At 51.0% G+C, this 26,324-nt stretch carries 25 protein-coding genes; 9 read left to right on the top strand and 16 right to left on the bottom strand.

The genetic code is table 11. From position 1 onward, the window contains the following. Positions 1–170: 170 nt before the first annotated feature. From CVU71_08880 to CVU71_08805, 16 genes are all read right to left on the bottom strand, one after another. A complete protein-coding gene (locus CVU71_08880; GenBank protein ID PKN18897.1) occupies positions 171–1,238 on the bottom strand; it encodes a hypothetical protein in 1,068 nt (355 codons plus the stop codon). 489 nt (positions 1,239–1,727) lie between these two features. Continuing rightward, positions 1,728–2,315 (bottom strand): hypothetical protein, encoded by a 588-nt coding sequence (locus CVU71_08875; GenBank protein PKN18896.1) that lies wholly within the window; start codon positions 2,313–2,315, stop codon positions 1,728–1,730. 142 nt (positions 2,316–2,457) lie between these two features. Next, the gene (locus CVU71_08870) at positions 2,458–2,955 is read right to left on the bottom strand and encodes a hypothetical protein (GenBank protein ID PKN18895.1); all 498 of its coding nucleotides are present in this window, start codon (positions 2,953–2,955) and stop codon (positions 2,458–2,460) included. A gap of 69 nt (positions 2,956–3,024) precedes the next feature. Beyond that, on the bottom strand, positions 3,025–3,519 hold the full coding sequence (locus tag CVU71_08865; GenBank protein PKN18894.1) for a hypothetical protein: 495 nt from the start codon (positions 3,517–3,519) through the stop codon (positions 3,025–3,027). Positions 3,520–4,074: 555 nt separating this feature from the next. Then, entirely contained in the window at positions 4,075–5,262 is a 1,188-nt protein-coding gene (locus CVU71_08860; protein PKN18893.1) for a hypothetical protein, read from the bottom strand. A 130-nt stretch (positions 5,263–5,392) separates the two neighbouring features. Further along, the gene (locus CVU71_08855) at positions 5,393–6,094 is read right to left on the bottom strand and encodes an ABC transporter ATP-binding protein (protein PKN19153.1); all 702 of its coding nucleotides are present in this window, start codon (positions 6,092–6,094) and stop codon (positions 5,393–5,395) included. 14 nt (positions 6,095–6,108) lie between these two features. Continuing rightward, positions 6,109–6,879: a high-affinity branched-chain amino acid ABC transporter ATP-binding protein LivG gene (gene livG, locus CVU71_08850; GenBank protein ID PKN18892.1), complete on the bottom strand. Its 771-nt coding sequence runs from the start codon at positions 6,877–6,879 to the stop codon at positions 6,109–6,111. Beyond that, entirely contained in the window at positions 6,866–7,876 is a 1,011-nt protein-coding gene (locus tag CVU71_08845) for a branched-chain amino acid ABC transporter permease (protein PKN19152.1), read from the bottom strand. The genes livG and CVU71_08845 overlap by 14 nt, the downstream gene beginning before the upstream one ends. 35 nt (positions 7,877–7,911) lie before the next feature. Then, positions 7,912–8,787 (bottom strand): branched-chain amino acid ABC transporter permease, encoded by an 876-nt coding sequence (locus CVU71_08840; GenBank protein ID PKN18891.1) that lies wholly within the window; start codon positions 8,785–8,787, stop codon positions 7,912–7,914. A gap of 39 nt (positions 8,788–8,826) precedes the next feature. Beyond that, the gene (locus CVU71_08835) at positions 8,827–9,195 is read right to left on the bottom strand and encodes a hypothetical protein (protein PKN18890.1); all 369 of its coding nucleotides are present in this window, start codon (positions 9,193–9,195) and stop codon (positions 8,827–8,829) included. A gap of 344 nt (positions 9,196–9,539) precedes the next feature. Further along, on the bottom strand, positions 9,540–10,706 hold the full coding sequence (locus CVU71_08830; protein PKN18889.1) for an ethanolamine utilization protein EutJ: 1,167 nt from the start codon (positions 10,704–10,706) through the stop codon (positions 9,540–9,542). 172 nt (positions 10,707–10,878) lie between these two features. Continuing rightward, positions 10,879–11,544: an amino acid ABC transporter permease gene (locus CVU71_08825; GenBank protein ID PKN18888.1), complete on the bottom strand. Its 666-nt coding sequence runs from the start codon at positions 11,542–11,544 to the stop codon at positions 10,879–10,881. Between the two features lie 5 nt (positions 11,545–11,549). Continuing rightward, positions 11,550–12,287 (bottom strand): amino acid ABC transporter ATP-binding protein, encoded by a 738-nt coding sequence (locus CVU71_08820; GenBank protein ID PKN18887.1) that lies wholly within the window; start codon positions 12,285–12,287, stop codon positions 11,550–11,552. A 12-nt stretch (positions 12,288–12,299) separates the two neighbouring features. After that, positions 12,300–12,953, bottom strand: coding sequence for an amino acid ABC transporter ATP-binding protein (locus CVU71_08815; GenBank protein PKN18886.1), 654 nt, complete (start codon positions 12,951–12,953; stop codon positions 12,300–12,302). A gap of 19 nt (positions 12,954–12,972) precedes the next feature. Next, positions 12,973–13,725 carry an amino acid-binding protein gene (locus CVU71_08810; protein PKN18885.1) on the bottom strand — a complete coding sequence of 251 codons (753 nt, stop codon included), beginning with the start codon at positions 13,723–13,725 and terminating at the stop codon, positions 12,973–12,975. A 237-nt stretch (positions 13,726–13,962) separates the two neighbouring features. Further along, positions 13,963–15,054 (bottom strand): NAD(P)/FAD-dependent oxidoreductase, encoded by a 1,092-nt coding sequence (locus CVU71_08805; GenBank protein ID PKN18884.1) that lies wholly within the window; start codon positions 15,052–15,054, stop codon positions 13,963–13,965. A 418-nt stretch (positions 15,055–15,472) separates the two neighbouring features. Here CVU71_08805 and xth point away from each other — a divergent pair, with 418 nt between their 5' ends. From xth to CVU71_08760, 9 genes are all read left to right on the top strand, one after another. Next, positions 15,473–16,252, top strand: a complete 780-nt coding sequence (gene xth, locus CVU71_08800; GenBank protein PKN18883.1) for an exodeoxyribonuclease III — start codon at positions 15,473–15,475, stop codon at positions 16,250–16,252. Further along, a complete protein-coding gene (locus tag CVU71_08795) occupies positions 16,252–16,824 on the top strand; it encodes a hypothetical protein (protein PKN18882.1) in 573 nt (190 codons plus the stop codon). The genes xth and CVU71_08795 overlap by 1 nt, the downstream gene beginning before the upstream one ends. Beyond that, entirely contained in the window at positions 16,817–17,164 is a 348-nt protein-coding gene (locus CVU71_08790) for a molybdopterin converting factor (GenBank protein ID PKN18881.1), read from the top strand. The genes CVU71_08795 and CVU71_08790 overlap by 8 nt, the downstream gene beginning before the upstream one ends. A 264-nt stretch (positions 17,165–17,428) precedes the next feature. Further along, positions 17,429–18,028, top strand: a complete 600-nt coding sequence (locus CVU71_08785) for an NAD(P)H oxidoreductase (GenBank protein ID PKN18880.1) — start codon at positions 17,429–17,431, stop codon at positions 18,026–18,028. Positions 18,029–18,036: 8 nt separating this feature from the next. Next, positions 18,037–19,896, top strand: coding sequence for a potassium transporter (locus CVU71_08780; GenBank protein PKN18879.1), 1,860 nt, complete (start codon positions 18,037–18,039; stop codon positions 19,894–19,896). Positions 19,897–20,207: 311 nt separating this feature from the next. Next, a complete protein-coding gene (locus CVU71_08775) occupies positions 20,208–20,402 on the top strand; it encodes a DUF2892 domain-containing protein (GenBank protein ID PKN18878.1) in 195 nt (64 codons plus the stop codon). Positions 20,403–20,487: 85 nt separating this feature from the next. After that, positions 20,488–21,879: a hypothetical protein gene (locus CVU71_08770; protein PKN18877.1), complete on the top strand. Its 1,392-nt coding sequence runs from the start codon at positions 20,488–20,490 to the stop codon at positions 21,877–21,879. Beyond that, positions 21,876–23,000 (top strand): hypothetical protein, encoded by a 1,125-nt coding sequence (locus CVU71_08765; GenBank protein ID PKN18876.1) that lies wholly within the window; start codon positions 21,876–21,878, stop codon positions 22,998–23,000. The genes CVU71_08770 and CVU71_08765 overlap by 4 nt, the downstream gene beginning before the upstream one ends. Beyond that, positions 22,997–26,230 carry a multidrug transporter AcrB gene (locus CVU71_08760; GenBank protein PKN18875.1) on the top strand — a complete coding sequence of 1,078 codons (3,234 nt, stop codon included), beginning with the start codon at positions 22,997–22,999 and terminating at the stop codon, positions 26,228–26,230. The genes CVU71_08765 and CVU71_08760 overlap by 4 nt, the downstream gene beginning before the upstream one ends. Positions 26,231–26,324: the final 94 nt, after the last annotated feature.

Here is a 26,324-nt window from a genome sequence, read left to right as displayed (position 1 = left end):
TGTTCTTCGTCCTCCTGGTTCAATCATTCTGATTAAACCTTCTATTTGATCTTGCTATAAAGCAAAAACCTGTAAGTCAAATCAAGAATTGGGAAAACACTCTGGGGCAATCTGCAAAATTGGCCCAGCAACAGAAATTACTGTCCGGAAACTGATTTTCGTCCCGTCATTCATTGGGGGGAAGCATCCGCCAGTCCGAAAAGCGCCCGGGCGTTGCCGCCCAGCATCAGGTCCACTTCTTTCCCGGTAAAGTGAATGCCGGCCGGCGCTTTTTGCGGCAGGTCCCGGATGAACCCGATCATGGTTTTAATCGGATACAGAAGCGTCTGAATGGGAGCATCGGAGCCGAACAGAATTTTTGTGGGACCGGCCAGATCAACTGCCTCTCGCAACTGTCGGCAGAAAAGGCCGTAATTCTTATAGGCCAGCGTGTCCCAAACCGCCAGGTCTCCGTGCATATTGGATTGATAGGCGGCCAGAGATGCCCAGGGCCGCCAGTTGATGTAACCGCCCATGTGGGCGGCAATCACTTTTATTTCCGGAAAGTCCACGGCGATGTCGCAAAGCATCAGGGGGTCGGCAAATTTGCTGCGTCCCCGGGGCATCAGCGGGCCGGTGTGGGAAAGAAGAATCCCTTGATGTCTGGCCAGGACTTCCAGAACTTTGCAGGATTCAGGGCCCGCCGGGTCAAAGCCGTGATCCGGATGATATTTAATGCCCCGCAGGCCATACTCTTCCAGGCAGACGCAGGCCATTTCCGCCGCTTCCGGCCTTCTCGGGTCGATGCCCGCCAGGCCGATGATGCGACCGGGATGTCTTCGGACCGCTTCGCCCAGCATCCGGTTTTGCTTTTGCATGATTTCGGGAGTTAACGGTTTAATTTGTATGTTGTCCACATTCACGGCAACGGTGATGTCAATGCCCCCTTCATCCATCCTGTCGATGAGCCGGTCCGCCAGCGGATCTCCCCAGTTCTCCCCGGCGGTTTTTAACAGAGCGTCATAATCCGGATTCATCCCCATTGTTTTCGCTTCATGGGCGATCATTCCAACCATCTCCGCCGCTGCTTTCTCGCTCATGCCGGTCATATAGTGGTAATGGGAATCGATGATCATGCTGTCCTCCTCATTTTTCGTAATCACAATGCCACCGATATGTCTTTCCATAGCAATCGGCTGTGCATTTTTTATAATGGCATGTATTGTCGGTGGGCTTGCCGTTTTGCCATAACGGGACATCGCGTCCAAACCAATTGGCTGAAAGTTCTGCGGGCGTTGTGCCCCAGCAAACCCTTGCGGCCGCAGTCGGGTTGTCTATTCGTCTCTTGGCGCCTCCTCCGGAAGCTAAAGTAAGCGTCGGCGATACAGTCCCGCCGATCCAATAAGTAACCAGCAAAACATCTGGTGAATCGTTGGCCAAGGTCAACTGCATCGACCCAGCGCAGGCGGTATTGGCCGATAAACCAATAAAGAGCATCGCGGCCAGGACTCGCATGGTTTTTTTCATGACATTTCTCCTTTGATTTTTGAGTGAAAAAAGGGGACGGTCGTTCCCATTATATTTCTGTCGCTTTCGTTATCTTCGTCATTCCCGCGACGGCGGGAATCCAGTTTTTTCGCTCTTCTTAATCGCGGAACTTACTATTTTACGGGCGTCCCTCTCGTTCACCGCTAACGAAAAAATCACCCGGAGCGTAGCGATCGGGTGTATTGATTTTGTTATGTATTCTATTCAACCTCTTTGAGTGTTTTTGGAATATGGTTTATACCAAGTGCTAATTCTTCAACTAAAGCAGCCATGAATGCATTTCTATTCTCTTTCTTTTTCTTCCACCATGGCTCTTTTTCATTGCTTAAAGCAGTAATGGCTGCTCTGGTCTTTGGGCCAAAGTATATACTTGCTAAATATATTACACTATCAAATTCACCTTGGTAATCAGCTAGTTTTTCTGCTAATGGAACTGGCGCTTTGAAAACACCATTTTTTTCAAATTTAGTGTTCTGAAGATATTCTGTCCAGATGTCTTCTATTCCTGGAATTTTACCAAATATATTTGCAGCTCTCTCTATCACTTTCAGCCGTTGTTGGAAGAGAAATGTTTCCATATTGATTGCAACTTGCGTCCGTGCAACGCGATCATAATGCCGGTTGGCTATCATGACCCCACCTAAAGTGCCAGATACACCAACAAGACCAACTATTATTGGTATTATAATAAACTGAATTATTTGATTTATCCGCTTTCTTTCTCCATTGGGGTGCCTTCTTCTAACGGAATCGGGTGCCTTTTTGCAGCGGATTCTCCATTTATTCATATTTTAATCCTTTTACATAACGCAGAGTTGAGCCGGAGCGTAGCAATCGGCTCAAACAAATTGTTGGACAATTATTAATATTTTAGTCCTACTAATTTAGCTTCTCTCCCGATTTGTTGGTCCTAATTCAGAAAATTATTATTTATTTCAGTTCAATGGTTTTCTCGAATAGAGGATAAGTTCCATATCGCTGAAAAAACTCCCTTTGTATTTGTGATAACGTTCCGAATGCAAGCATGTACAAATACCTTTTAAGGGGGTTGCTATTTTTCTTCACGACTTGTTTCAAGTTTATTTCTCTCTGTCCTTCTTTGTCATTTCTGCTGTAACAAAAATCAATTTTCGCTTCGTCCAAGTTGAGCTTGTGGGCTAATTCATTCCTAATTCGATTAAGGCGGGTAATGTTGTTGAACACATGCTCTGGCAGGTCATTGCTCTCAAAGAGCAAGCGTGCCTTTACCGAGAAAGAGTAAGAGCGATGATCGCTTAAGATTGCGCGAGGTTGTTTAAATCCCTTCTCAATCATTAAATTCATGACATGTTCAAGAAGTAGGTGCCCCTTCAATACTATACCAAGTTCATCATCGTGTTTCTTGACACGGGCTACATACTGATAGGTTATGTCGTGGCTAATATCCATTCATTGTCCTTTTCGTCCAACGAAAAAATCAGCCGGAGCGTAGCGATCGGGTGTATTGTTCTTGTTGGCTTATATCAAATTTCTCTTTATCAAATACTCTCTGCCTTTTTGAGCAAGGGAATATGTAGTTTCATCTTCCATTATCAATGATGAATAGACGAACTCTTTATCTGATAGATCTTCGAGCCAATATTCAGTGCGAACACGATCAAGTGAAATACCAAGCGCAATTAGACCAGATGAAAGATCTTCATTCTTAGCGAGGAACAGAAGCATTTTTTCTGCGTCTTCCGGAAGTTTATCAATTTTATCCGCAGGTATATTTCTTATATTCGTTATTTCTCGTTGAAGTTCAGATATCTTTTGCTCCAAAGAAGATATAGTTTGCCTCAGATTTTCATTCTCCGTCATCAGTGCAATGCGTTTCTCGTGTATAGCCGCATGCTCGGACTGAATTCCGCCTATCATGCCTTGAATTTGGCGAAGTTCTGCAGCAAACTTCCTATCATCCATACTGCTGGAGAGTTGCGAAACCAAATCGACTAAATCTTTTATAGCACCCATGTTCACCCCTTTTGCAAATATATATTTCAAGCCAACAGTGTAATTAGCGGAAAACGTTCCCTCATATCAGACCATATAGATGGCCCTATTTTCCACTTATTATGATATTAAGATACAAAACATGGAAAATCAGACATTCTATTTTCCACTTATTACAATTATCCATACCAAATTCCACTTATTACGATATTAAACGGGTAAACATGGAAAATAAACCAATTCCGGCATTCCATTGCACCCTTTTTCCTCTCCCGTTCGCAAACTAAAAACAGCCTATAGATCCGTTGAAAACACAGGGGACCCATAATTGCTGGACTGAAATAAAAAGAGGAAAGTGACAACCGTCGCTCTCCTCTTACTTAAAAGAAGTTCCGTAAAATTTGAATTCGTCTGTCTCTGCATGCCGTGTTTGATCATGAGCCGTAGCCCCGCCGGAGATTTTTTTGCCGCAGACATCTTTTTTGTGAGTTGGTACTTATGACTGGTTGATTAATTAACGCAGGCTTCAGTAAATGTCAAAGAATATAATGGCCTCCAGCCTCCAGTCTTCGGCCTTCAGTCTTCAGCCTTCTTTTTCACAGTCAGGTACATCGCCATACCCGCAAGCAGCATCGCGGCTGCTCCGTAGAAAAGGGTTAGGTATCCGAAATGGTCGATCATCAATCCGGCGACGACCGGTCCGATGAGCAGCGTCCCGTTCTGACAGGAATGATAGAGGCCGACGAACGAGGCGGTATTGCCCTCCGGGATCAGGCTGAGGAAGAATGGGTAAGATACGGCCAGTACCGTCCCGTATCCCGCGCCGGAGATGATCATAAAAACAATCAGGGTCGAATACGATTTGATAAAAGGAATACAACAAAAACAGACGATCAGAGTGGCCACCCCGAGGATCGTTGTCTTTTTCAGTCCCAGCCTGGGCGCCAACAGCCCCGCGGGAAGCGCGAAGAAAACAAAGGAAGCATTCATCGCAAAAAACGCCTGGACCGCACGTTCTACGGTCAGCCCGAAAAGCGCCATGCAGGTGATGACAAAAAACGCGCTCACCATCCAGAGGCCGATCCATTGCAGCGTCATGCCGGCAAAGAAGCGCAGCAGATTTTTTTGGCCGGCAAGTCCCTTTAGAAGGTTTGAGTGGGTCGTCGGGCCTGGCGTCCTTGACTCCCGCACGGAGAAGGACATGATGGCAACGGAAACGGCAACTGCAATCACAACCCAGATAAACGGACGGGTATGCGACGTTTCCCACAGGCGGGCGGCAAACATCAGGTAGCTCAACATCCCGATGCCCCCGACAAGAAACATGATGCCCGAGGCGAAACTTCGCTGCGATACGGGGACCGTATCGGGAAGAAGCGCGAAATAGGGGCCGATGGCGAGAAAGAATCCCGCGTAGGCGAGAACGATCACGGGCAATGCCACAAGGAGGGAATCAATCCGCATCAGGAGCAGGACCATCATGCAGGTCAGAATCCATCCCCCCACGATCAGCGGTCTGCGCCGGCCCAGCGGCGTGTTAATCCGGTCGGATACCGCGCCCGCGAAAATCGGAAAGAACAGGCCGGTGATTCCTGTTGTCGATATGATAATGCCTGTTGCCGTATTCGAGCCGGTGAGTTCCTTCAGGTAGAGGGGCAGAGTGGCCCAGGTAAATCCCCAGAACGTCTGGACCGCAAACAGCCCCATGGCAAAACCCGCGAGTTTCGGAATCGGAACAAACGAAGAGCTATTGTAATCGGACATTACAACCTTTCGGGTTAATGTTTTAAACTGCCATCCTGCATCCGCCGGTCTGTGTACAAAGTGTTCCGTTTTTTACTATGCGCCATGAATGGTGAACCGATAACAGTGAACAGTGAACAGTGAACCGGTTTTAACCTCCCAAATACGCCTCTTTCACTCTTGGATTTCCCGTCAGTTCTTTGCCGGTGCCGGAAAGGACGATACGGCCGGTCTCCAGAACATAACCCTGGTGCGCGATGTGCAATGACATATTGGCGTTTTGTTCGACGAGCAGAATGGTTTTTCCCGCCCCATTAATTTCCTGGATGATCTTGAAAATTTCGCGCACCAATACGGGGGAAAGGCCCATGGAGGGTTCGTCGAGCAGCACCATTGGCGCATCGGTCATGAGCGCGCGGCCCACCGCCAGCATCTGCTGTTCGCCGCCGGAAAGCATACCGCCTAACTGCTTTGTTCGTTCACGCAGGCGGGGGAACAATTCAAAGACATGTTCCAGGTCGGCGGTAATTTTGGCTTTGTCCCTGCGCTGCCAGCAGGCGAGCTTCAGGTTTTCCAGCACTGTCAGGTTGCCGAAGATGCCGCGGCCTTCCGGCACGTGGGCAATGCCTGTGGCGACAATCTGATCGGCGGCGATGTTCATCAAATCTTTTCCCGCATACGCGATGCTGCCTGTATAGGGAATCAGGCCTGAGACGGCGCGCAGAATGGAAGATTTTCCCGCGCCGTTCGCGCCGATCAGTGTAACGATTTCTCCGCGCGCGACAGCAAAGGAAATGTCATCCACGGCCTTGATGCTGTCGTAGGAGACGGACAAGCCGGCAACAGACAGCAGAATATCAGCATCGGTCATGAGACAACCTCCTCACCCAGATAGGCTTCCAGGACTTTGGGATTTACCTGAATCTCGGCGGGCAGTCCCTGCGCGATGGTTGCGCCGAAGTCCAGCACCACCAGGCGTTCGCAAATGCCCATGACCAGACGCATCTGGTGTTCAATCAGAATGATGGTGACGGAAAAGGTTTGACGAATCCAGCGGATGAATTCCATCAGCTGGATAATTTCGTTGGGGTTCATGCCGGCCGCCGGTTCGTCGAGAAGCAAAAGCCTGGGTTCGGTCGCCAGCGCCCGGGCGATTTCCAGACGCCTCTGCAAGCCGTAAGGCAGGTTTTTGGCTTTTTCATTGGCGTATTCATCGAGTTTGAAGACAGCCAGCAGATCAAGCGCCTGATTGGTGATGCGTTTTTCCTCGGCGTGGAAGCGGCCGATGTGCAAAAGCGCCTCGGCGGGCGTGTAGGTAATCTGTCCGTAATGCGCGATGCGGACGTTGTCCAGCACGGAGAGTTCGCGGAAGAGCCGGATGTTCTGGAAGGTGCGGGCAATGCCTGAGAAAGTGATCTGGTGCGGCGTCAGGCCCACCAGTTCTTTGCCCTCCAGTTTGATACTGCCCTCGCTTGCCCGATAGACGCCGGTGATCAGGTTGAACACGGTGGTTTTCCCCGCGCCGTTGGGGCCGATGACGCCGATCAGTTCATGCGGTTCGACAGCCAGGTTGAAGTCGGACACCGCGCAGAGCCCCTCGAAGCGATGTGTGACTTTATTAAGTTCAAGGAGTGGCATCCGTGGCCTCCTTTTTCTTCTGCCGCCAGATTTTCTCCGTGACCAGGTCGCGAAGCGATGTGAACAGGCGGGCTTCCCGGAGCCCCATGATGCCGCGTGGACGGTAGATCATCAAAAGCACCAGCATGAGCGGCATGAGCACCATCCGCCAGATGCCCAGGGGACGCAGGATTTCCAGCAGGATGGTATAAATGACCGCGCCGAGAATCGATCCGGAAATTGAGGCGATGCCGCCTAAATAAACCATGATCAGAATATCGGTGGATTTGAGAATGTCGAACATGCGCGGGTTGATAAACTGCAGCGCGTGGGCGAACAGGCCCCCGGCAATGCCTGCAAAGAAAGACGAAACGACAAAGGCGATGATCTTGACCTGGCGCGTGTTGACGCTCATCAGGTCGCTGGCGATTTCATCTTCGCGGATGGATAAAACGCCGCGGCCGAAATTGGAATAAACCAGGTTGCGGATCACCCAGACGCTAAGCGCCGTCCAGAAAAATACCCAGGGCAGGGTGGTAAGCTTCTCCATGCCCAGAAGTCCGCGCGGCCCGCCGACGGCATCGATGTTTTCCAGAACGGATTTGACAATCATGCAGAAGGCCAGCGTGACGATGGCCAGATAATCGCCGCGTGTTTTAAAAGAAGGGATGGCCACCAGAAAGCCGACCAGCGCGGCGCCAACGCCACCGGCCAGAATCGCCAGCGGGAAAAGAACGCCTGCCGGGCCCTGCGGGAAAACATAAACCGTCAAAAGAGAGGCAATGTAGGCGCCCACGGCCATGAAGCCCGCGTGTCCCACGGAGAATTCGCCCATGTAGCCGTTGATCAGATTCAGGCTGACGGTAAGGATGATGTTGATGCCCACGTAAATTAAAATCAGTTGCAGGTATAAATCGACAAAGTCGAAGGTGTCGACGGCAATACAAAAAGCGAGACCCGCAAGCACGAAGACCGGCCAGAAATATTTGTATCCGGTCAGTGTATGCCAGTGTTTCATCAGGGCATGATGTGCGGTTTTGACTGAAGCCATACTTATACCTTTTGCGGATGGGGCTTGCCCAGAATGCCGTAGGGCCTGACAATCAACAGAATAAGCAGCAGCGTAAAGGCCACAAAGTCGCGGTAGGTGGAGGGGAAGAATGCGGCGACCATGATTTCCACACCGCCCAGAATAAAGCCGCCGATCATGGCGCCGCGGATATTGCCGATACCGCCCACAACGGCGCAGATAAACGCTTTCCAGCCGACCATGATGCCCATGTAGGGATCAATTACCGGATAGGCCAGTCCATACATGACGCCTGCCGCGCCGCCCAAACCCGTGCCGATGGCAAAGGTCAGCGAGATGATTTTATTGACCGGCACGCCCATCAGCGGGACAATGGTCTTGTCCCATGAAATGGCGCGCATGGCCATGCCTGCTTTGGTGTGCTGCACGACAAAATCCAGAATCAGCATCAGGCAAAGCGATAGGACAATGACGATAATCTGCAGGGAAGAAAGGGAAAGTGAGCCGACCGTCCAGGTGACGTTTTCGAGGAGCGGCGGAATATGTTTGGGATAGGGCGAAAGCGCCAGTGTGAAGTTTTCCAGAAAGAGGCCGACGCCCAGAGCGGTGATAATGGCGGAAACACGCGGAGCGTTGCGCAGCGGTTTGTAGGCGAAGCGCTCAATGACCACACCCAGGAAGGCCACCCCCAGCATGGATAAAAGCAGCGTCGGGACAAAGGACAGATGGAGATAGACGGCAATAATAAAGCAGAAGAAAGCGCCGACCATGAACAGATCGCCGTGGGCGAAGTTGATCATGGTCAGAATGCCATAGACCATGGTGTAGCCCAGCGCAATCAGCGCATAGATGCTCCCCAGCTGCAGGGCATTAAGAATCTGTTGAAAAATATAAGCCATATATTCGTGAAAATAACTTCCTTATTGCTCCCTCCTTTCTTAAAGGAGGGTTGGGGTGGATTTTAAATGTTCATGAATTCTTTCAATGACCCCGTCAATGTTTTTAAGCACGTCAATGTCGGAAAAGCGCAGTACGGATAATCCGAGTCCTTGAAGGTATTGATCACGCTCCTGATCTTTTTTCATGCCCTCTGTTTCATAATGCTGTCCGCCGTCTACTTCTATAATGAGCTTTCCTTTTGGGCAATAGAAATCCACGATGTAATTGCCAATGTTTTTCTGCCGGTAGAATTGTACATCTTTGATCTGCTTCCTTCTGATCTTTGACCAGATAAGCAGTTCAGCATCGGTCAGGTTGGTTCTTAAATTCCGGGCCAGCGGTTTAAGTTTTCTGTTGAAGGGCAGCATTAAATCCCCCTAAATCCCCCTTTAGAAAAGGGGGCTATCTTGAGCTCCGCTCAAATCCTCCCTCATTGTTCCCTCCTTTGCTAAAAGAGGGTTGGGGTGGCTTTGTAAAGAATCAAATCCCCCTTTAGTAAAGGGGGAAGAAAAACATGAAACCTGTTCCACTGCATTCCCCTTCTTTTGCTTGTGGCACTTCAGGCTATTTGCGGGAACGACAACTTTAAGATGGCTTGATAAAATGCCCAGAGACAAGGCGCACGAGTTGCGAGGAATGAGACGTACTTTATGTACGTCGCAGTGACGAGCAACGAAGTGCAACGCAGTATATGGGATATTTTATCGAGCCGTCAGGGTTTGGCGTTGGCAAACCACGTAAACTTCCCATCTTTAATTTTTAAAATAACGGCGCTTTTGATCGGGTCGCCGGAGCCTTCCTTAAACTGCATGTTGCCCGTCACGCCCTCATACTGCGGGATTTTAGCCAGCGCGTCGCGGACGGCCTGACGGTCGTTCTTTCCTGCGGTTTTGAGTGCCTGCAGCAAAAGGCCGAATGAATCGTAGGTCAGCGCGGCTACGTCATCGGGTGTGGAATTGTATTTGGCCTTGTAGTTCGCAATGAATTTTTTGGTGGTCTCCGTTGCGGCGTCGGCGGCATAATGCGTGCTGAAATAATAATCGTTGCAGTCAGCGCCGCAAAGTTTGATCAGCTCCGAGCTTCCCCAGGCATCGGCGCCGATAAACGGGACGGTGATGCCCAGTCGCTTGGCCTGCTGGATCTGCAGCGGCACTTCGCTGTAATAGTTGGGCAGGAAGATAATGTCCGGTCCGGCCTTTTTGATCTTCGTGAGCTGCGATGAAAAGTCCTTGTCATTGGTTGTGTAGGTTTCAAACGCGACAACCTTTCCGCCGTTTTTCTCATAAACATCCTTGAAGATTTCGGCGATGCCCTTGTTGTATTCGGAAGCCACGTCATAAAGGACCGCTGCTTTCTTCAGCTTCAGATTGTCCAGTGTGAATTTAGCCAGGACCCCTCCCTGGAACGGATCGATAAAGCAGGCCCGAAAAACATATTTTTTAGAGGCGTTGGTTTTGGAAGAAAGCGTGGCTTTCGGCGCGGTGGACCAGGGGGTGATTAAAACCACTTTGCCGGTTTCAGCGATTTCCGCGGCAGGCAGCGCGTAGCGGCTGGCATTGGGGCCGATGATGGCGAGAACTTTATTTTGCGTAATCAGCTTCTGCGCGGAGGACGCTGATTGATCGGCCTTTCCGGCATTATCTTCGATGATTAATTTGATTTTATATTTTTTGTCGCCCAGCTGAATGCCGCCCGCGTCGTTGACTTCCGCCGCGGCCATTTCCGCCGCGTTTTTGCAGGAGGCGCCCACGGCCGGAATATCGCCGGTCAGTTCAGCAATGATGCCGACTTTAATCTGGGAAGAATCTTCTTTGCCACAACCGCAAACACCCAGAGAGAAAATCACCAGAAGAATAATTAAAACAACTGATTTTTTCATGAACCGTCTCCTTGTCTGACTCGATATTGTGCCACCGTTTATAAGAGATACCTCCGGGAGTGTCAATACAAAAGATGCTTAATGGATGAAGTTCCGCCATGATGGGCCGCCATCCGGCATATCCGGCATGCGCCGGAGTTCCTGCCGGATCAACAAAAAACCGTCAAACGATTCAGGTCTGGAAACCTGGCAGACTGATGCGACGTTCCAGCCGCCGCGCCGCGATGACAATGATCGAAACCATCACCAGATAAACCAGTCCGGCTGCCATATATGTTTTGAAAAACTGGAAGTTGGTTGAAGCGATTTCCTGCATCTGGGCAAAAAAATCAGGGAACTGGATGAGGAAGGCGACGGACGTATCTTTAAGATTCTGGATGATCTGGTTGGTCAATGACGGGACGGACAGGCGCATCACCTGCGGCAGAATAATCAAACGGAATATTTCGGGATGCGTAAAGCCCTGGGTCTGGGCGGCTTCCAGCTCCATTCTGTCCAAACCGTGATAGGCGGTCATCAGGTACCTCGCGTTATAGGCCGATACATTCAGAGTAAAGCCGATGACGCAAACGGTGAACGACGACAAATGAACTCCGAATTGGGGCAATCCGTAATACATTAGAAAAAGATGGACCAGCAGCGGCGTCCCGATGAAGAAGGAGATGTAACGTTCCGTCCATGTCCGCACAGCATTCGTCCTGCTGAGGGTCAGGTAAAAGACAGCGATCCCGCCCAACAGTCCCGTGACCGACATGATGACCATGAGGAGCAGCGTGTTTTTCAGGCCGGCCATGATCTGGGGTGAATAAGCGATCAGGTCTTTGATTAAAGCGTCCATTCCGTTCACCTGTGGTCGATCACGCTCAGGAAAAACTGCCTGACGCGCGGATCCGGGTGATCATAAAAGAGCCGCTCGGCAATATCCTCCGCCACGACCACCCCTTCATCCATAAAAACAATGCTGTCGGAAATGTATTTGGCCAGAAAGGCATCATGGGTGACGCAAAGCATGGTGATGTTGTCCAGATAGAGTTTGTTGATGACCGTGACCACTTCCCGGGTCATTTGCGGATCAAGCGCGGACGTCGGTTCATCAAGAAAAATCACCGCAGGGTCCATGGCCAGCGCCCGGACGATGGCTACCCGCTGCTTCTGCCCGCCGGAAAGCTGCGCGGGATATTTGTTCCGGTGTTCGATCATGTCCACGCGTTCCAGTTCGTATAAGGCTTTCTCAACGGCTGCTTTGACCGGCATTTTCTTGAGCTTGCGAAGCCCCAGGGTGACGTTGTCCTGCACCGTCAGATGCCGGTACAGGGCAAAATGCTGAAACACAAATCCGATATCCTGGCGCAGCTTGCGGACATCCACTTCCGGACGGGTAATATCCTCACCCTTGAAGATGATCTGTCCCGACGTCGGCTGGACAAGAAGGTTCAAACAGCGAAGCAGGGTGGATTTGCCGCATCCCGACGATCCCATCACGACTTTGGATTGACCTTCATGAAGCGCCACGTTGATCCCTTTGAGGACATCCTTATCATCAAATTTTTTTACCAGATTTTTAACTTCAAGCAGGGCCATGGTTATTCCTTCTCATCCCGCAGCCAGTCCGGGGATCCGGAATTTTTTCTCAAGCGCCATAAAAAGCATCACAAACAACTTGTAGATGACAAAGTAGATCATCCCGACGGCCAGATAGATTTCAAGCCCCCGCAGGGTCACGGCGGTAAGACTCATGGCCTCTTTCATGATTTCGGGGATCCCCACGGTGTAAGCGAAAGGTGTATACTTCAAAACGGAGGTAAATTCATTGATCATGCCCGGAATGGACATTCTGAACATCTGCGGAAGAATGATGTAGAGAAAACTCTGCATCCGGTTCATGCCCATGGCTTCGGCAGCCAGGATTTCATCCCGATCCACGGCGGATATGGCCCCCCGGAATATTTCCGCGAGATACGCTCCGGAGACAAACCCCAGGCTCAAGACCATCGACGTGAATGGTGGAATCCGGACGCCGATGCCCGGCAGACCGAAAAAGACGATAAAAAGAAGGACCAGAACGGGGACCGAGCGGAAAACATAGATATAAGCGGCCAGGAAAAGCGCGACAGGCTTCCAGTGCAATCTGCTCAAAACCGCCATTAACAGTCCAATGGCCAGGCCGGCCCCGATACTGGCTATCGTCACCAGGATCGTATATCCCGCGCCTTTGGCCAGAACCATTAAGATATCCCAGAATGTCATTTTGCCGGTTCGCGCCCTTCTATTTCATCCACTTGTCGATGATTGCTTTGAGTTTCACGGGGCCCAGTTCGGTAAGATAGCGGTCGAAGTTTTCCCGCAGGGAAGATCCTTTGGGGAAAGCGAAACCGAAGACATCGAATCCCGTTAAAACGTAGCTGTCCTGGATGTCCATTTTTTTCTTGTAAACCATGGAAACCCCGCCTTCCACAAAGGCCAGATCCAGCTTCCCGTTTTTCAGATCGGCAAGGACCTCATTGTAGGTTGGATACAATTTGACGTCGATCAGCTTGTAAACACCCTGTGGTTCCCATTTGTCCTTGATGAATCCGCTGTAGGCCATGCCGCGGGGGTAGCCGATGGAATATTTTTTTATTTCGGCGAGGTCTTTGATGACAATATTTCTACTCTTCAAACTGACCAGATTCCAGGTATTGTCCATGTAGGGTTTGGAAAAATCCATCACCTCTTTACGTTTGTCGGTAATCGAGATGGCCGAAAAGGCAACGTCGGCCTGTTTTCCGATCACCGCTCCCAGCATGCCCTGCCAGTCGTAAGAGGTGATCGAATACTTAAATCCCCGGGCCTTGCAGAAGCCCTCAAATAATTCCAGGTCAAGCCCCTGGTACTTTCCGTTTTCTTCAAACATATTCGGCGGCGATGTCGGGCAGACGGCGACTTTAATCATGGAGGTTTCTTCTTCTTTTTTGCTGCAACCGCAAATTCCCAGAGCGAAAATCATCAAAAGAATAATTAAAACAGCTGATTTTTTCATGAACCGTCTCCTTGTCGGCTAGATATTTTATCCGCAGTTTATAAGAGATACCTCCGGGAGTGTCAATATAAAAGATGCTGAAAGTACGAAATCCCGATAGGATGGGACGCCATCCCGCGCATCCGGCATGCGCCAGCGTTCCTGCCGGATCAACGAAAAAGAATTAAAATGCTCACATCATCCATGCCGGTCAAGATTTCTCATCCCGTCATGACGGGAGTCGCAGTAACATTGATGTCAGATCATTTTCTTAACAAGACGGGCGATGGCGGGCGAGGCGGTCAGGCCCGGCGATTCAATGCCGACCAGATTGATAAAACCGGACGCGTCCCCGCGGATGACAAAATCGGCAAACGCATCACGAGGGCCCTGAAGCTTCGGACGGATTCCGGCCATGTCGGGGTGGACATTTTCCGGTTTCAGAAAGGGCAGATATTTTCGGGCATGCTCATAAAAAAGGGCGGCCTTTTCCGACGCCACGCTGTAGTCTTCCACGCGGTCAATGTAAGTTGCGTCCGGCCCAAGTTTGAGGCGTCCATTTAAATCCATGGTGAGATGCACGCCAAGTCCCACGTGGTTCTTAAGCGGCGCGGGATAGATCAACCGTTGTGTAAGCCCGGGTTTTACGCCGGAAATGCCGCAATAATCACCTTTGCAATAATGCAGGTGATATTTGCCGCCCGCCAGATTGGCCATGGTGTCGGAAGTGAGCCCGGCAGCGTTGATGACTGTGGCGGAAGCAAAAGTGAAATCCTCTCCCCAGTCGTTTTTAGCCAGGATGCGCCAGCAGCCCGGGTCGCGTTCAATATTCAGCACCTCTGTCCGGCAGACCAGATGGGCTTTCCCGGCCTGCGCCCGCGCCAGGTAAAGATTCATCAGATCATGAGCGCTGATAATACCGGTTTCCGGAGAGTAAAGGGCGGCTTCGGCCTGAATATTCGGCTCCATCCGGGCAATCTGATTTTTGCTGATCATCTCCAGCGAGGCGACGCCGTTTTTGCGTCCCTGTGCAAAAAGCCGCTCCAGTTCTTCGATTTCTTCCGGTCTGTTCGCCACAATCAGCTTGCCGATCTTTTTGTGGGGAATGCCTTTCCCTGCGGCCATGTCATAAAGCAGTTGTCTGCCTTCAACGCACAGGCTGGCCTTGAGCGACCCTTCCGGATAATAAATTCCCGCGTGGATGACTTCGCTGTTGCGGGAACTGATCCCGCCGCCATGCGATGGATTCTTCTCCAGAATGAAGACGTTTAAATCCGGGCGAGCCACTTCGGCGGCTATGGCCAGCCCTATAACACCGGCTCCGATGATAGTGATGTCCGCTTTTTCCATTCTCAACCCAAATTGTATGTTTTTTACTTCCCCCTTGGCAAAGGGGGATTGAGGGGATTTTCTTCTCTTAAAATCCTCCCTAACCCTCCTTTAGAAAAGGAGGGAACACAAGTAAAAGGAGGGAACACAGGCTATCGCCCGATCCTCCCTAACCCTCCTTTATACCCTGAAGGGCACAAGTAAAAGGAGGGAACACAGGCTATCGCCTGATCCTCCCTAACCCTCCTTTGTACCCTGAAGGGCACAAGTAAAAGGAGGGATGAGATCACTGATATCAGAAGTCACCCTGACTTACTTAGGTTGCTGCTGCTATCCATATCTTACCTATACACGATTTCATACTCCCCTGCAAAAAATCTTGAGCGTAATCGCCGGGCGTGATAATAAACGCCCATCCGATGAAAGGTGCTGCTGAAATTTGAAGATTGCCTCTTACAATGTCAATTCCATCCGTTCCCGGCTGCATATTGTTTTGCCCTGGCTGCAAAATAATATGCCGGACATTTTCTGCATGCAGGAGACGAAAGTTGAAGACGCCAAGTTCCCCGCCGCAGAGTTTGAAGCGCTGGGTTACACGGTGAGCTTTCGCGGCAACAAGCAATACAATGGCGTGGCCGTTGCCTCCAAAATGAAACCGCAGAAAGTCAGCTTCGGTCTTCCCGATGAACCGGCTGATCCCGACCGCCTGGCCTGCGCGCAATTCGACGACCTGATCATTATCAATGCCTATGTGCCGCAGGGGCAGGATGTTGATCGCCCGCAGTTTGCCTATAAGCTCGCGTGGCTCAATCGCCTGAAAAAATATCTGCAAAAGAATTTCAAGCCGGATCAAAAATTAATTCTGTGCGGTGATTTTAACGTCGCGCCCGGGCAAATCGACGTGCACGATCCCAAACGGATTCTCGGTCATGTTTCGTTTAATCCGGAAGTCTGGAAAGTCTATGAAGATGTTGTTTCCTGGGGATTGACGGATGTGTTTCGAAGGCATCACCCGGATGAACCGGGACAATATACTTTTTTTGATTATCGCGTCCGCGATTCCGTCGGCCGCAATCTGGGCTGGCGGGTTGATCATATTCTGGCAACAAAACCAACGGCTGAGGCATCCATCCGATGCACCATTGACATGGCGTCACGCCTGGCCGAAAAACCGTCTGATCATGCGGTGATCTATGCCGAGTGGAAAGGAAAATTCTGATGGGTAAGAAAGAAGATATTCAACTTATTAACGATGAAATTGCCGCGCGATTCTGTAAAATTGAATCCGGCATTGCCGCTGCTGAAACCATTGCCGGGCTTTTTGAATTCCTGCTGACCGGGATTGAAAAAGAATTTAAGGTCCCTTTTGTGTGGCTGACGATAATCGACAACGTCGGCACTGCGCCCCTGATTGATGCGGTTAACGCGTCGGAGATTTTAAAAAACAGACTTTGCGTCATCTCACAGGATGCGTTTGAAAAGATTCTCCCCCACGGTTTGAAGCCGGTATTGGCCAATAAAAACTTGCAGCCTTTTTATAAAATGATGCCGTCCAGCCGGAAATATTTTGTCCGGTCGATTGCCGTCGCGCCTTTTACGCTGGATGGTCAGGTCGTTGGGGCCTGGAACAACGGTGATGCGGACCCGGATCGTTATGCCGCGGATATGGATTCGACGCTGCTTGCGGCGCTGGCGCGCAAAATATCCCTGAAACTGACCGCACTTGTTGCAGGGAAAGCCGCAGTGTCCGATAACCGGAATACTGAACAACCGGGAGGGCTTCATGGTTGACGAGTGGCTCAAAGAGATAAAGAAATCGTGCCCGCCCGACCAGCTCGGGATGATCCTGGTGCATAACGGCATTGTGCGGGCGACATCCAAGCAGGGCGAACCTGTCTTGAGTATGAACCTTTCTTATGACAAGGTCGCGCTGGAAAAAGCGGTGCAGCGCTTTAAAAGCGTGAACGGAATTGTGGATATTCGGGCCCGGATCAATGAAGGGGCTCTGAAAATCGGCGACGATATCATGTATGTCTGTGTAGCGGGAAGATTTCGCAAGGACGTTCTGCCGGTTTTTCAGGAGTTGATTGCCCTGATCAAGACGGAAATTGTGAAAGAAGAGGAACTCTGATCGGAGATGGTGTTTCCCCTCCTTTCACTTGTGCCCTTCTGTGCATAAAGGGGGTAGGTAGGATCGGACGATAGTCAGGGTATAAAGGAGGGTTAGGGAGGATCGGGCGATAGCCTGTGTTCCCTCCTTTTCTAAAGGAGGGTTAGGGAGGATTTTAAGAGAAGAAAATCCCCCTCAAATCCCCCTTTTCCAAAGGGGGACTCAGAACCGGAATGACCAAGAAGAGATCTTTTCAAAGTCATCATAGTGATTAAGGAATGCCTTATGAACAAAGTTCTCATCCTTTTTGCCCATCCCCGGCTTGAAAAATCAAAAACCAACCAGGCCCTGCTTTCCGGCATTGCTAAGATTGACGGCGTCACCTTCAATGATCTCTATGAGCAGTATCCCGATTTCAACATAGACGTTGATCGCGAGAAAGAGCTTCTGCTTGCGAACGACGTTATCATCTGGCATTATCCCCTGTATATGTACAGCGCTCCCGCCATGCTCAGACAATGGACGGATCTGGTGCTGGAGTATGGTTGGGCGCACGGCGGCCAGGGGAACGCCCTGAAAGATAAGATCGTCTTTAATGTTCTGACCGCGGGCGGCGCCAGAGAATCCTATGCGGCGGGTCAGCACAATCGATTTACGATTCGGGAATTTCTTGTTCCCTTCGAACAGACCGCCGCGCTCTGCAAAATGATTTATCTGCCGCCTTTTGCCGTCCATGGCACGCACATGCTGACCCGTCAGCAACTGGCTGAACAGGTGGCGCTTTATCATGAATTGCTGAGGCGGCTGATCTCAGGTGAGTTTTCCATAGAATCCATCCGCGGGTATGATTATCTCAATGACTGGCTTTTAACAGGCAAAGGATAAGCGAAACGATGAGCAGTGCTTTTATACAGGATGCATTAATCTATCTGGCTGCCGCGGTTGTTTTCGTGCCGATTGCCAAAAAGCTCGGAATGGGCTCCGTGCTGGGCTATCTGATCGGCGGCATTATCATCGGCCCTTTCTTCCTGGGTTTTATCGGCGCGGAAGGCAAGGACATCATGCACTTTGCCGAATTCGGTGTGGTGATGATGCTTTTTCTGATCGGTCTGGAACTGGAGCCCACAACCTTCTGGCGAATGCGCCGGTTGATTCTGGGCGCCGGGATGCTGCAGATGGGCGCAACGACGCTCCTGTGCTTTGCCGCTCTGTCCATGCTTGGCTTTACCTGGCAGGCGGCGCTGGCCTGCGGGCTTGCGCTTTCCATGTCTTCCACGGCCATCGTGATGCAGACGCTCAAGGAAAAAGGGTTGGCCAAAACCGAATCGGGCAGAAGTTCTTTTGCCGTGCTGTTGTTTCAGGACATTGCCGTTATTCCCATTCTGGCGCTTCTGCCGCTTCTGGCGATGACCGGTGTGAAACCGCCTTCGGGAGGGCCGGCGTCACTGCTTACGGGATTATCCGGTTGGACCCAGACGCTGGCGCTGCTCGCTGCCGTCAATGCCGTTGTGCTGGTCGGCCGTTTTGTTTTTGTGCCGTTTCTGCGCTTTATCGCCCGCATCCGCCTTCGGGAGCTCTTTACGGCGGCGGCGCTGCTGATTGTGATTGCCACAGCCTATCTGATGATGCTGGTGGGTCTAAGCCCCGCCCTGGGAACCTTTCTGGCCGGTGTGGTGCTCGCGACGAGCGAATTCCGCCATGAACTGGAAAGCGACATCGAACCTTTCAAAGGCATCCTGCTGGGTTTGTTCTTCATTGCCGTCGGGGCGTCCATTAATTTCAAACTTATTTTTGATAATCCGCTGCAAGTAGCGGCGCTGATCTGCGGTGTTGTTGCGATTAAATCCGCCGTGCTGTATGCAACAGGAAAAATCACCAGGCTTAGTTTTGATCAGAATATGATTTTTACGCTGGGCCTGGGGCAGGTTGGAGAATTTGCCTTTGTTTTGTTCGCGTTTATTGCGCAGCTGCAAATTTTATCTGCAAAATGGACGGATATGATGATGGGAGCAACGGCAATCAGCATGACGATAACGCCGCTGCTTTTACTGATTAACGAGCGCCTGATTCTGCCGCACTTTGGGACAAAGGAAGCGGCCCGGGAGAAAGAAGCGGATCATATCGAAGGCGGGCATCGGGTGATTATCGCGGGCTTCGGCCATTTTGGCAGCACCATCGGAAGGTTTCTGCGGGCAAACGGTGTGGAGGCAACCATCCTGGATAATGATTCGGACCGGGTCGATGTCTTAAGAAAAATGGGTTTTACGGTTTTTTACGGCGACGCGACGCGTTTGGATATTTTAAGATCAGCGGGCGCCGATTCCGCTGAAATTTTAATTGCCGCCATTGATTCGCCGGAAATCAATTTTGATCTGATCGAAAAGACAAAGAAGGAATTCCCCTCTCTCCGGGTAATGGTAAGGGCGAAAAGCCGTTTGGATGCCTATGAACTTCTGGATATGGGCATTGATGATGTTTATCGCGAATCCCTCGACACCTCTGTGCGCCTCGGCGTTGATGTGCTGAGCAAACTGGGCTTCCGCAAATACGCCGCCACCCGCGCCGGTCAGAACTTTATCCGGTATGATGAAGCGGCGCTGCGTAAGCTGGCGGCTCATCGTCATGATCAGGAATCCTATATTTTCAATACCCGCGAACAAATTGAACTGCAGGAGCAACTCCTGACGGTTGACCGCGAAGCGGCGCCCAATGTCCATGACGACGCCTGGGACAGCGAAAAACGGGAAGAGTGAGGGCGCCTGCCGCCGGGCGCGGACAGGGCTTTGTTTCATCCTTGCGCGCCGGAGCAAAGTTTGGCGCGCAAGGATAAGATATTCCTGCTGTATTTGACCGGACGGACAGTCTCTCTTTAAAAAGCATCTTGATGCTTATTGCACCTCATGCTGAGCGAGCAACCGGCAGTATAAAATATTTTGCATCCGCGATGGATGACCGCTCTTCGTGGCGTCTGACTCATTTTTAGTGGACAGAGAAAAAATCATTATTATAATAAGGCAAAAGATTAAATGAACTCAAAGACATGAGAACAGGGAGGGTCAAAACCATGAAAATGGAACAATGGATTCGCGCTATTGCCGGTACGCTCATTTTGATCTCGGTCGGATTGGGCTGCTTCCATCACCGGTACTGGTTTTTTGTTACCGCTTTTGTTGGAGCCAATCTCCTGCAGTCTGCTTTTACAAAATGGTGCCTGATGGAAAACATTCTCGAGAAACTGGGCGTGGCCCGAAAGAGTTAATGCAAAGAAAAATATCGAAAATCGGCAGCGGAAAAGCTATGGCGGCGGTCGTTGTATCAGGAATTTGCTGCCGGAGGATTGAATCATGCTTGATGAGTTTTATCTTTTAAAGCGATGGAAGAGGGCGGCGTCTCTGCTGATTACGGGACTTTTCCTTTATTTTGTGCTTTTGATTCCATCTGTCCTTGCACAGGGACAAACGGAAGAGCGGCGGATGACGGTTGTTGAAGCTGTGAAGACAGCTCTTCAGGACAACCACGAAATAAAAGTCCTGCAAAGCGCCGCTCATGCCCGGGAAAGCGATATCGGCATTGCCCGCAGCTATCTGCTGCCCAGAATATCGTTCGAAGAACGTTATCTCCGGACAACAAATCCAAGTTATGCTTTCATGTCCAGACTCAATCAGGAACGCATCGAGCAGCAGGACTTCAATCCTGAACTCCTGAACCATCCGGATGCCATCAACGACTTTCAATCTTCCTTAACGGTTGAACAACCCCTGTTTGTGAAAAAGGCCTATGTTGGTATGGACATGTCCAGGACCGAAGCCCGGGCAAAGGAAAAAGAACTCCTCCGGAAACGTGAAGAAATAGCCTTTCATGTTGTCAAAGCCTGCCTCATGCTGGGAAGTTCCAAAGAGTATGCCCGCGCGGTTGAACTGGGAGTAAAGGATGCCCGGGAAAACAAGCGCGTGGCTGATTTGCGTTATCAAAACGGCCTCGTTCAGTATGCCGACAGTCTTCGTGCTTCTACCGCATTAATGGACGCCCGGCAGAAAATGAATGTTGTGGATAAAAATGTGAGCCTGGCCAAGCGGGGCCTGGGGCTTTTGCTCGCAACAACCGAATCAATTGATGTGGTGGATTCTGCGGCCAACCTTCCCCTGAATATCCTTTCTGTCTATGTGAAGGCCGCTGAATCACGAAGTGATTTGCAGGCTATGCAACTTCGTCATGAGAACGCCGAACAAAATATTCGAATGGCCGAGGCAGCGTATTTCCCCAATATTGGCGTGGGAGGAACCTATCAGCTAAACGATCATCGCCAGCCCTTTGGGTCCGATGGAAAAAGCTGGCAAATGACGGCTTTTCTGCGATGGGATCTTTTCGACGGAACGAAGCGGGAATATGAACGGACAAAGGCAAAACATCTGGCGGCAGTGGTCAGGGAGCAAGTTTCCGCCATGAAAAAAGGCGTCTCGTATAGAATTTACGAAGCTTACATGAATGTGGAGGAAGCGCGTAAAAACACAGCACTGGCCCTGGAATCTCTGAAAACGGCCGAAGAAGGCGCGCGTCTGTTGAAGGTGCGCTATGAGAACGGTTTTTCGTCTCTGGCCGAACTTCTCAATGCCCAGGAAAGCCTGGAACAGGCGCGTGCAGGCCTTGTGGAGCGTGAAAATAACTACAAAATGGCGGTGGCGACACTGAGTTTTGAAAGCGGGACAATTTTAAAGGATCTAAATCTCGAAAAATGAAACCTCTTGATGGAGAAACAACCATGAAAGAATGGCGTCATCGCAAATTTATCATATCTTGCCTGTTGACCGTAATATTCCTGTTTGCCGCCCTGACAACGGGCTGCAAAGGCAATCCGGAAAAAGAAGCAGTCAAGCGCCGCGAGGTGGCCGGCATAACGGCCACGCCTGTTTCCCTGTCCACCGTGGATGAAGTTTATGAGGCCACGGGGACCGTCCGGTCCGACAACACGAGCGTGATTGCCAGCCGGGTGATGGGTGTTGTCACCTCCCTCCTTGTTCGGGAAGGCGACACCGTCAAGGGCGGGCAGGTTCTTTTAATGATTGATAACCGGGATGCCCTACAGAGGGTGCATGCCGCAGAAATGGCTGTCGAGTCGGCAAAACAAAACAAGCTTCTGGCCGAAACAACCTGGCGGCGATATAAAAATATGTATGATGAGAAAGCCCTTTCCCGACAGGAGATGGATCAGATTGAAACACAGAAGAAAGTTGCGGAATCGGAATATGAGCGGACAGTAGCCATGGCAAGGGAAGCCCGAACCTATTTGTCTTTCGGCCGGGTTACGGCTCCTGTCTCCGGACGAGTGACGGAGAAACGCATTGATGCCGGCAGTATGGCCAGTCCCGGCTTGCCCCTTCTGGTCATCGAAAGCGGCGGCGGCTCTTTTATCGAAGCATCCGTCGATGCCGGTCTCGGAAACAAGGTAAAAACCGGGATGATGGTTGAGGCGGTGGTTGAAACGATCAGCCAGCCCCTTTCGGGAATGGTCCGCGAAGTATTCCCCGCCGTTGATCCCCAGTCCCGGACCTTTACGATTAAGGTGAGTCTGAAGGATGCCCGGCCCAGAAGCGGTTTGTTTGCCCGCGTACGGATTCCCGTCGGCAGAAAGCAAGCCATCCTTGTTCCGAATCAGGCTATTGTCCAAAAGGGACAACTGACGGGTGTTTATGTTGTTGACGACAACAATATCGTCATTTATCGTCTGGTCCGCGCAGGAAGCATCACTCCCCATGGAACGGAGATCCTGTCCGGTCTGACCGTTCATGACCGTGTCATCATGTCCGGCATGGAACGGGTGATGGACGGAGATAAACTGGCGGGAGGCAAACCGAAATGACAGGAATCGGGATTTCCGGGAAGATTGCCAGGTATTTTATCAGTTCAAAGCTGACACCCCTCCTCATTATCGCAGCCCTTCTCCTCGGCGTCTTTGCCGTCATCGTGACACCCAGGGAAGAGGAACCCCAGATCGTTGTTCCGATGATTGATGTGTTTGTAAGCTACCCCGGGGCATCCCCCAAAGAGGTGGAAGAACGGGTCACGATCCCGATGGAGAAACTCCTTTGGGAGATCAAAGGGGTTGAGTACGTCTATTCCACCGTCAAACCCGGCTCCAATATGACCATAGTCCGCTTCTACGTCGGCGAAAATATGGAAGAGAGTCTGGTGAAGCTCCACAACAAGCTGATGTCCAATTACGACCTTATTCCTCCCGGCGTCTCCCGACCCATGGTTAAACCCAAGTCCATCGATGATGTCCCCGTTCTGGCCCTCACCCTCTGGAGCAAAGAACCACAATACACGGGCTACGAGCTGAGAAGGATTGCCACCGGATTATGCGGCGAACTCAAGAAAGACGCCAATGTGTCGGAATTTTCCGTCATCGGAGGCCAGCGCCGCCAGATCAGAGTAACGATTGATCCCCAGCGTCTGCGGGCCTATCACCTGTCGGCTTTCCAAATCATGGACCGCCTGGAGAAAGCCAATGTGGTTGTTTCTTCCGGCGCTTTTTCGTCCGGCAACCGCGAAACGATCGTGGAGACGGGCCGTTTTCTGAACAATGCAGAGGATGTGGGCAATCTGGTCGTTCATGTATCGAACAGCCGCCCCGTTTATCTTAAGGATGTGGCGCAAATTGCCGACAGGCCGGAGGAAGCGGCAAACTATGTCTTCATGGGCCTGGGGGCTGCGGCTGTCAAAAAAGGAATGGCGGGAGACACGGCAGGACAGTATGAAGCCGTAACGATTGCCGTCTCCAAAAAGAAAGGAGCCAACGCGAGCATCGTTGCCGATGAGGCTCTGAGAAAAGTGGAGGCGTTGAAAGGGCCCCTGATTCCTAAAGATGTTCAGGTGACCGTTACCCGCAACTACGGGGCAACAGCCAGGGATAAATCTGATGAACTTTTGTATCACATGCTGCTGGCCACCCTCTCTGTAATCGTTCTGGTTGCCGTGTTTCTCGGTTTACGGGAAGCCGTTGTGGTAGCCGTTGCCGTACCGGTCACGCTGGCCCTGACTCTTCTGATCAACTACTTGTACGGATATACGCTGAACCGCGTTACGCTTTTCGCCCTGATTTTTTCCATTGGCATCCTGGTCGATGACGCCATTGTTGTCGTGGAAAATATCAACCGCCATTTCCGCATGCACAAGATTCAACCGCTGACGGCAGTCTATGCGGTGGACGAGGTGGGCAATCCCACCATTCTGGCGACTTTTACGGTGATTGCAGCGCTGATGCCCATGGCGTTTGTCTCCGGCCTGATGGGACCCTACATGCAGCCTATTCCCGTGGGCGCGTCGGCCGCCATGATTTTTTCCCTCCTGGTTGCATTTATCGTCAGTCCTTGGCTGGCTTACATCGTCCTGAAAAACGTCCGCCACGGCCTTGACCATGGAGAAGAAAAAAGGGGACTGGCCAAACTGTATGAGAAACTGCTCGGTCCTCTGGTGGATATCCGGAAAAAGCGCCTCATCGCTTTTGCCGTAATCGGCGCGCTGCTTGGGCTGGCCTTTGTCCTTGTGCCGTTAAAGCAGGTCACCATGAAAATGCTGCCTTTCGACAACAAAAGCGAGTTGCAGGTGATCATCGACATGCCCGAAGGAAGGACTCTGGAAGAAACGGCCGCCCTGACCCGCGAATTGTCCGAATATCTGAAGACCGTGCCGGAAGTGACGGATTATCAGGCTTATGTGGGGACGGCAGCGCCTTATAACTTCAACGGACTGGTGCGCCATTATTTTCTCCGCTCCGGTAGCAATGTCGCCGATATTCAGGTTAATTTTGTGTCCAGAGACGAGCGAAAAGCCCAGAGTCACGATATTGCCAAACGCATACGGCCTGGATTGAAGCGTATTGCCGATCGCTATGACGCCCGGATTAAAGTAGCGGAGCTTCCTCCGGGGCCACCGGTTTTGAGCACCCTTGTTGCGGAAATCTATGGTCCGGAAACATCGCGCCAGATCGAAATCGCTGAAAAGGTGCGCGGTATTTTTGAAAAAACCGACGGTGTCGTTGATGCCGACTGGCTTGTGGAAGCTGATCAACGTAAAATTATGTTTGAGGTCGACCAGAAAAAGGCGGCGGACAATGGCATCAGCACAGAAGCAATTGCCGGGAGTCTTCGCATTGCGTTATCGGGTGCGTCTGCCGGCCTTGTGCACATGGACAGCGAGAAGGAGCCCGTCATGATTTTTCTGCGTCTGCCGCAGGAGTTGCGGTCCAGTCCGGCCTCGCTTCAGTCCGTGACCATTCCCGCCCCATCGGGTAAGCTCATCCCTCTTGCAGAGTTAGTTAAGACCAGAGAGGGAATTGAAAATAAAACAATTTACCATAAGAATTTGAAAAGAGTGACCTATGTGACAGGTGATGTGGCGGGGACCGAAGAGAGCCCCGTTTATGCCATTCTGAAAATGAAGTCGGACATCGGGAAGTTAAAACTTGCCGAAGGGTATGAATTGCAGCAGTTCTACACAACGCAACCCTGGCTGGAAAACCGTTATTCCATGAAGTGGGATGGGGAATGGCATATTACCTATGAGGTTTTCCGGGATCTGGGCATTGCCTTTGCCGCGGTGCTGATCATCATCTATATCCTGGTTGTGGCCTGGTTTAAGAGCTTTGTAACGCCTCTGGTCATTATGGCCCCCATTCCTCTGACCCTCGTGGGCATATTGCCCGGCCACTGGATTTTCGGCGCTTTTTTCACGGCCACATCCATGATCGGGTTCATTGCCCTGGCGGGAATCGTCGTGCGAAATTCTATTCTGCTTGTGGATTTTATCCAGATGGAATGGCGCGACAAGGAAGACCTGCGTCAGGCGCTGATTAACGCGGGCGCCGTCCGTTTCCGGCCGATTGTACTCACGGCTGCCGCAGTCGTTGTCGGTTCTTTCGTGATGCTTTTCGACCCCATCTTCCAGGGGTTGGCCATTGCCATGATGTTTGGAGCCGTCGCTTCGACCATGCTTACCCTCGTCATTATCCCCCTGATGTATTATGAATTTTTTAAAAACAAATCATGTCCATTAACGAAGGAGCAGACAACCGGGGACGAAAATCTCTGATGCATCGGGCACTGGAATCGCGATTGTTAATGCATTCGAATGAACTTTTGTCAGGAATATTTTGTAAAGATTGGCGACCGTCGTCATGAACTCA

This window comes from Deltaproteobacteria bacterium HGW-Deltaproteobacteria-6 (assembly GCA_002840435.1).
In the GTDB taxonomy this organism is placed as follows: domain Bacteria; phylum Desulfobacterota; class Syntrophia; order Syntrophales; family Smithellaceae; genus UBA8904.
This window is presented reverse-complemented; position numbering and strand designations above follow the sequence as displayed.